Consider the following 8,273-nt stretch of genomic DNA (forward strand, 5'->3'; position numbering starts at 1 on the left):
TATCCTGCGCTGCCTGTTCATATATCCGGCAACGTCCATGCCATAAACATTCTCAAGTACATCTGCAGTAAGTACCTTGTCTTTAGTCCCCTGACACAGGATCTCACCACTTTTAATAAATATCATATCACTTGAGATCTCAACTGCAAGACTTATATCATGAAAAACTCCAATTAATGTATTATCAACTTTCGTTCCATCAGAAAGAACAGTTTCCCCTTTAGACCATTCTATAAGATGTTCCATAAGCTCAGCCTGGTATTTTAGATCCAGATGATTGGTGGGCTCATCAAGAAGTATAATTGGAGTTTCCTGTGCAAAGCACCTTGCAAGGAAAACTCTCTGAAGCTGACCTCCTGATAGAGCACTTATCTGCTTTTTCTCTATATCTTTAAGTCCTGTAATTTCAAGGCATCTGTCGACAACTTCTCTGTCATGGACAAGGCTTTGATGACTAAGGCCTATACCAGCTCTACCCTTTTGATGTCTTTCGTTGTCATGCCTTGCGAATCTTCCAAGCTCTACAGTCTCTCTTATTGTATACGAAAAGTATACAGGAGAAAGCTGGGACATCATTGCCATCATCCCTGCTATTTCACGTCTTTTGAGGCTTGAAAGATCCCTTCCAAGGATCTTTATATTCCCTTTATAATTAATAAGGCCTGTAAGGCTTCTAAGAAGCGTAGTCTTACCACAACCATTTGCGCCCATAATGCATAGATTATGGCCACACTCAAGTTCAAAATTTATATTTTTGATAATAGCATCACCATTATAACCGGCACTTAGATCTGATACAGATATCGCTTTCATTTATTTATCCTTTCTCCCTCTAAGGTACAACCATATAAAGAAGGGAGCACCTATAACTCCTGTAACTGCTCCAACAGGAAGCTCCGATTCCACAGCTGTCCTTGCTATCATATCGCAAAGTGCCATGAAGGCCCCACCTACAAAAAATGACATTGGCACAACTCTTTTATGGGAAGCACCAAATACTATTCTGACTGCATGAGGAGCTATAAGATCGACAAAGCCAATTGTTCCTGAAAAGCATACAGAAACGCCGGTAAGAAGAGCTGCAAGAAGAAGGAGATTTCTTTTGCTCTTTCTGACATTTACACCCATTGCATATGCCTGTTCGTCGCCAAAGGATATGATATCCATTGACCTTGCATAGCATATGGTCACTATAAGTCCGAATATACACAGAGGGAGAAGTATCTGAATGTGATACCATCTCTTACCTGAAAATGATCCCATCTGCCATAACAAAAGCTGCTGGGAATGTGCTCTGGCAAAAGAGCTTACGAGTGTCATAACTGCATTTGTAAATAAAGATACTACCATTCCAATAAGTATCACTGTATTGGAATGAAGGGTACTGTCAAATTTGGAAGCAATAACAAGTACAAGAATAACAGTAGCAAAGCCAAATGCAAATCCAAATACAGGAAGAAGAAAGCTTCCAAGTAAGGGTATCGTAAACTGGGTAACTATTATGATAGAAGCTCCAAGTGAAGCACCGCTCGATACTCCAAGAGTATAAGATGATGCCAGAGGATTTTGAAGAACGGACTGCATTATAGCACCTGACAAGGCAAGAGCTCCGCCAACAAGAAATGCCGTTATGGCTCTTGGAAGTCTTATAGTCCACAATATAGACGTAGTTGCAGCAAGATCATCCGGAATACTTGTTCCAAATATCTTACCTCCAATAATCGTCATGGCATCTTTTAAAGGAATATCCACGCTTCCAATTCCCATGCATATTCCAAGGATTATAAAACAGGCAATGACAGTTATGACTTCTAAAGTATTGTAACTCAAGTTATTCTCTTTATTCATAGCTTACCTTTTAAAAGAAAATATGCAGCCTTTGCTTTGATAAACAAGGCATAGCTGTGTTTATAGCTCAGGCTGCACATACAAATAGTCATATAACGATCAGGGATTGCCATTTAGGGCAAAGCCATTCACTTACAAGTTTATAATTATCTTGCTACTGCTGCAAATGGATCTTCAACATCTGCAAATACTTCAGGATAGATGTACTTAGCCATCTCTACCATAGCACTTACAACATGCTGGTTGGGCTGATTGAGCTCATTTGAAAGCTCCATAAGATATACATCACCGTTAACAACAGCTGTTACATTCTCCCATCCTGAAAGTGTGAGGTGAGTCTCAACTGCATCTGTTGTATACATATCTGTAGAAATGATAACGTCAGGATTAATAGCAATAGCATCCTCTTCTGTAAGAGAAGCCCAGCCTACCTGATCAGCTGTAGCATTAACAGCTCCGATTGCTTCGATCATCTCAGCAATGTATGTTTCTGATCCTGCAGAATAGATTGTAGGATAATCTGCTGTAGGTGTATTGGTCTCATAGAGAACTGTCTTCTTTTCATCTTCTGAGATTGTAGCTGCGAGCTCTTTGATCTCATCAATTGTAGCTTCCATCTCTTCAACGATAGTTGCAGCTTCATCAGCTGTTCCTGTGCATGACCCGATGAATGTGATACTTGTGCTGATATCTTCAAGACTTGATGCACTTGGTATATCTGCTACGCAGATACCTGCTTCACGAACTGAACCATATACATCAGTACCTGTTGCATAGCTCATTCCTGTTGTGAATACGATATCAGGATTAAGTGCTACGATTGATTCCTGATCAGGAGACATCATATCGAACTGAGGGATATCTGCTGTAAGGCTATCTCCATAATATTCATAAGAGTATGTATCGCAGGCTACGATATAATCTGAAAGTCCAAGGTCTACAAGAAGACGTGTAGAAGATGGTGACATACTAACGATGGCATCAATTTCTTCAGGAACTGTGATCTCATTACCTGCAAGGTCTGTTGTAGGAAGATCTGTAGCAGCTTCTTCACTCTTTTCTTCAGCTGTAGCAGATTCACCTGCCGCATCTTCTACTACTTCTTCAGATGCACTTTCACTAGCTTCATTTGTACTTGCAGCTTCATTAGTGCTTGAAGTTTCATTAGCTGATTCAGATGATCCGCATCCAACAAGCATTGTAAATGAAAGTGTTGCAGCAAGCATTGTTGATAATAGTTTCTTTTTCATAATATTCTCCATTCTGAAGCATAACGAATAGGTTGTATGTTCAAAATAGTGCTTCGCTATCATGAACACATAATAGGCACCTTTCGAGAATTATATACACCGGGCAAATAAGAATTTTGGGCATACTTATATGTAACCTTCCTTATTATGAAAGTAAAAGAAAGATCACGCATAAACAACTACTGTCTTTAAATCATAAAACAGTCATTCTGCATCCCAAAACAGGAATCTTAGAATATTTGACCGGCACTTATCTTTGGTCTCGAAGAATCTGTGCCAATATGAGGGCAGGTATCTGGCTTAGGAACACATTTATACGGTGCCCTCATGACTGTATCCATCAGCCATGCGCATCCTTTGTTCCAACACAGTAGCGGCACTGTCCGGGAAGCTCGCCCGGTTCCCTGTTAGGTCAGCTGCAAGCGGATACTTGTAGCTAACACCCACATACGTTCGAACATTAACACAAATACACAAGATAGTCAAATATCTATTGCGACAAGACAAAATAAAACGTAAACTGTGTAAGAAAGCTATAAAATATCTATTTATAGATTCAAACTTCGTACATATAAATCCTTTTCTTTCTATCAAATTAAAAAGGACTTTAGATTTTTTATTATGTGCGAAGTTTAAGTTATAAAATTATTTTGGAGACAAAATTACAATGAAAGAATTAATACTGGATAAGGGAACATACTATAAAAAGTTATATTTTGACGAGGAATATTATAAGGAAAATAATGTATCCGACTGCTCTTTGCATATAAAAGGTGCCGGCATGGATCTTACTACTATTTCATGGTCTGATGCGGGTTTTGACAAGGCACCTGATGATAAAGGGATAAAGCTCGGGACTTTTAGAAGTTATACTATGTTCGTATCAGGCAAGGAAGCTGTTATAGAAGATCTTACTATTGAAAATACAGCAGGCGATGGCCGTATAAGAGGGCAGGCTGTTGCCCTATATGCTGATGCAAGTAAAGTAACCTGCAGACGTGTGCATTTAAAAGGACATCAGGATACTCTCTTCATGTCACCTCTTCCATTAACTGAGCGCGAGAAAGGCGGCTTTATAGGGCCAAGGGAAGACAGCCCTCGTCTTATGACTACTCAGTACTACGAAGACTGCATTATAGAGGGTGATGTTGACTTCATATTTGGCGGGGCCAATGCTACTTTTAAGAACTGCACTATAGTATCTCTATACAGGGCACCTCTTATAGACAAGAATACAATATCAAAAGAAAAAGCTGCGGATTATACAGGAGTTCCTATTCAAGGATTTGTTTGCGCTCCTTGTACTCCAGAGAACGAACCCGGAATGAAGTTTATAGATTGCAAGTTTATAACAGATCGTTGTCCGGATGCTTCAGTTTATCTTGCCCGTCCATGGCGTGAAAATGGAGGTGCTTATTTTGAAAACTGCTACTTTGGTACGCACATTCATCCGGACCTTTTTGCCGGATGGAAGGATGTTCATAAGATTGAGCCTACTGCCAGATTTAGAAATCTGTAGTACAACGCTTTACAAGCTTGGATTCGATCACTGTTTTATGATCGACCTTTTTGCCCTGGAGACATTCCATCATCTTGTCTACAGCAACATGTGCCATATCCTTGATAGAAGTATCTACTGATGTAAGTTCAGGCTCGACATAATCTGAAAGTGGTGAGTTATTGTAACCAATTACGCTGATGTCTCCGGGAACCTGAAGCATTCTTGCTTTTGCATACTTTAAAACTCCAACTGCAAGTTCATCAGTAGTAGCTACTGCTGCATCGAACTCGATATCTTTTCTCATAAGAAGAAGGTCTCTTTCTTCATGAAGAGAACAGGTTATCTTAAGCTTAAGATTGCCATCTACAGGAATTCCGTTATCTCTAAGTGCATCTTCATATCCAGCCATCTTCTGATTAGATGAATAGGACTCTGAATCATAAAGGAAAAGAATTTTCTTTCTTCCTGACTTTATCAATGAATCAGTCGCATTGTACATTGCCTTTCTATCATCTCCGAGAACGCCATATATGTTCTTATTCTCAAGATATCCATTAAGTATGAAAACAGGAACCTGCTCAGCATCTTTATGAAGATATGCAACTTCATCTGTCTCGCAGTTTCCAAGGAACTGTGAGCCTATAAGAATAAGTGCATCAACTTTCTTCTTAAGAAGAAGATCTACTGCATGCTCTCTTGATTCAAGGTCATAACCACTGCATAAGAGCATATAATCATATCCATATTCATGGAGCTTCTTTTCAAGTATTGAAACCATGCGTGCCATATAATCGTCCTTAATATCAGCGCATGAAATTCCAACCATCTTCATGGAATTAAACTGAAGACTTCTTGCAAAAGGATTAGGAGTATAATCATATTCCTTCATTACTGCAAGAACCTTCTCTCTTGTCTTATCACTTACGCTGGGATTGCCATTAACAACTCGCGATATTGTAGCGATAGAAACCCCTGATAGTCTTGCTATATCATAAATAGTAACTGCCATTTCAAAACCTCATTTCCATTATTACCCCATCAATGTTGTAAACAAGCAGCAAAAAAGCTCTTTCCGGTAGTTTATACAAGAGGTAGACACTCTTAAACTGTAAATGCTTACATATCGCTAACATTATATATTAAAAAATAATCATACACAACCAAAAAAAATCCCTAATTTTTTATTGATATTGCCCATAAAAATCGAATTTATTTGGGCAAAGCAATGTCTTGAAATTAATTTAACAATCGCATATAGTATTTTTGTAAGTGCTTACAGAATGACAATTATTTCTGCACTTACTTACACATATGAAAACACTATGGCCGGTAATGCTATAAATGACAGGCACATTTCAAATCTGATTACTTACTTTGCATTAATTGCAAAATAGGCAAAGTACCGATCATTTTATGTGTTACATGTGTTTTAATATACCATAGCAGCAGCGCTCACTGCCATAGTATAAAGCCTTTTATTGATCTAATTAACCTTTATTTGAAGCGCAGAAATGGGGAAACTATGACAAAGTTTATGGATGAAGATTTCCTTCTTAACACAGACGCAGCCAAAAAGCTGTATCATGGTTATGCTGAAAACATGCCTATACTTGATTATCACTGCCACATCAGCCCGATGGAAATCGCACAGGATCGTAAATTCGAAAACATCACACAGCTCTGGCTCGGCGGAGATCACTACAAGTGGAGACAGATGCGTTCAAATGGTGTACCTGAAAAGTACATAACAGGTGATGCTTCTGACTATGAAAAGTTCGAAAAGTGGGCAGCTACTCTTGAAAGAGCTATCGGTAACCCTCTTTATCACTGGAGTCATCTTGAGCTTCAGAGATATTTTGGATACTATGGTGTTCTTAATTCCAAGACCTGCAAAGAAGTATGGGATATCTGCAATGAAAAGCTTGCTAAGACATCATGCAGACAGCTCATCAAAGATTCAGGCGTTACACTTATCTGCACAACAGATGATCCTGCAGACACTCTTGAATGGCATGAAAAGATCGCTGCAGACCCTACATTTGATGTTAAGGTTCTTCCTGCTTGGAGACCTGATAAGGCTACAAATATAAATAAGCCTGATTATGCTGCTTATCTTGAAACACTTTCAAAAGCTTCAGGCGTAACAATTAACTCTTTTGCTTCTCTTAAGGAAGCTATCGTGAACAGAATGGAATTCTTCGCACAGCATGGTGCTAATGTTTCAGATCACGGTATCGATTATGTTCCTTATGCTCCTGCATCAGAATCAGAAATTGAAGCTATCGTATCCAAGAAGCTTTCAGGCGGCGAGCTTACAGATCTTGAAGTAGATAAGTACAAATATGCATTCCTTCTTTTCCTTGCAAAAGAATACAACAAGAAGAACTGGGTAATGCAGCTTCACTTCGGATGCAAGCGTGATAACAACGCTGCTATGTTTGAAAAGCTCGGTCCTGACACAGGATTCGACAGCATTGGCGACCAGGCTTCAATCGCTGCAGTAGACAATTTCTTCAATGCACTTAGTGCTACAAATGAGATCCCGAAGACAATTCTCTACTCACTCAATCCTAATGATAACTCAGCACTTGGAACAATTCTTGGCTGCTTCCAGAATGATGATGCTGTAGGCAAGATCCAGCTTGGATCAGCTTGGTGGTTCAATGATCACTTAAAGGGAATGACAGACCAGCTTACAGACCTTGCAAACCTTGGTCTTCTTGGTAACTTCATCGGAATGCTTACAGACTCAAGAAGCTTTATCTCATACGCTCGTCATGAGTACTTCCGCAGAATCCTCTGCAGACTCCTTGGCAGCTGGATTGATGATGGACAGCTTCCTGAAGATTATGACTATATCGGAGGCATTGTAAAAGACATTTCTTACAACAATGCAGTTCGTTACTTTGGTTTTGATCTTACACCTGTAAAATAAGGTTAGTTACAGACCTCTATAAATAGTAATCACGGGCTATACACATAAGCCCGTGATTACAAAAATAAAAAGCCGGCTTGTATATTGAACACCAAGTTGTCAATCAGACAAACCCATGTTCATATATAAGCCGGCTTTTAATATGCAGTTTAAAAGCTTAAACAGATGTGAAACCCTTGTTGGTAAGGATGTTCTCTACCTGGTAGATACCATCAGTATGAAGCACCATGATAGGCTTTCCTGATTCTCTGTTAAAAGAAAGGTAGATATAATCTACATTGATGTTGGCATCATATAAAGCATCAAGAAGGTTATTAAGAGCACCGACCTTATCTTCTGTCTCGATTCCAAGAACAGGAGTTGTCTTACACATATATCCTGCTTCACTTAATACCTTGATAGCTTTATCAGAATCTGATACGACCATTCGTACCATTCCGTATTCTGCACTGTCATTGGTTACAGAGCCAAGGATATTGATCTCGTTTTTGGACAAAAGACCGGTAATATCTCTGTAAACTCCTTTTTTGTTTTCTGCATAGATTGAAACCTGCTGTAACATTTTTTCCTCCTGCGACTTTATACAAGTCTTATGTTAAACTCGCAAACGCTTCGCTTTTTGCTCGTTATAAAATCACTGCTGACGCAGTTCTACGGGTACGGGGCTTATAACCCCGCACCCGAAATCAAGATATTCCCATCACCTAAAGGTGATGGGTTATCTTGATCATTTTATATA

The 8,273-nt window shown here is 39.2% G+C and carries 7 protein-coding genes and 1 riboswitch; of the genes, 2 read left to right on the forward strand and 5 right to left on the reverse strand.

The genetic code is table 11. The features are described 5' to 3' along the window. From K6G87_RS01030 to K6G87_RS01040, 3 genes are all read right to left on the reverse strand, one after another. Positions 1-813 (reverse strand): ABC transporter ATP-binding protein (locus tag K6G87_RS01030; RefSeq protein ID WP_296832668.1); only part of this gene is annotated, 813 nt, incomplete at its 3' end. After that, positions 814-1,848, reverse strand: coding sequence for a FecCD family ABC transporter permease (locus K6G87_RS01035; RefSeq protein WP_296832670.1), 1,035 nt, complete (start codon positions 1,846-1,848; stop codon positions 814-816). 146 nt (positions 1,849-1,994) lie between these two features. Continuing rightward, entirely contained in the window at positions 1,995-3,098 is a 1,104-nt protein-coding gene (locus K6G87_RS01040) for an ABC transporter substrate-binding protein (protein ID WP_296832673.1), read from the reverse strand. A gap of 269 nt (positions 3,099-3,367) precedes the next feature. Continuing rightward, positions 3,368-3,560, reverse strand: a riboswitch (cobalamin riboswitch). A 205-nt stretch (positions 3,561-3,765) separates the two neighbouring features. Here K6G87_RS01040 and K6G87_RS01045 point away from each other — a divergent pair. After that, positions 3,766-4,617, forward strand: coding sequence for a pectinesterase family protein (locus K6G87_RS01045; RefSeq protein ID WP_296832674.1), 852 nt, complete (start codon positions 3,766-3,768; stop codon positions 4,615-4,617). Here K6G87_RS01045 and K6G87_RS01050 read toward each other — a convergent pair. Then, positions 4,604-5,608 carry a LacI family DNA-binding transcriptional regulator gene (locus K6G87_RS01050; protein WP_296832676.1) on the reverse strand — a complete coding sequence of 335 codons (1,005 nt, stop codon included), beginning with the start codon at positions 5,606-5,608 and terminating at the stop codon, positions 4,604-4,606. The two genes, K6G87_RS01045 and K6G87_RS01050, sit on opposite strands and share 14 nt — an antisense overlap. Before the next feature lie 513 nt (positions 5,609-6,121). On the opposite strand from K6G87_RS01050, the gene uxaC reads away from it, so the two are divergent. Further along, positions 6,122-7,534: a glucuronate isomerase gene (uxaC, locus tag K6G87_RS01055; protein ID WP_296832679.1), complete on the forward strand. Its 1,413-nt coding sequence runs from the start codon at positions 6,122-6,124 to the stop codon at positions 7,532-7,534. A gap of 157 nt (positions 7,535-7,691) precedes the next feature. Here uxaC and K6G87_RS01060 read toward each other — a convergent pair whose 3' ends face one another. Then, the gene (locus K6G87_RS01060) at positions 7,692-8,096 is read right to left on the reverse strand and encodes an amino acid-binding protein (protein WP_296832682.1); all 405 of its coding nucleotides are present in this window, start codon (positions 8,094-8,096) and stop codon (positions 7,692-7,694) included. Positions 8,097-8,273: the final 177 nt, after the last annotated feature.

The organism is Butyrivibrio sp. (genome assembly GCF_024699075.1).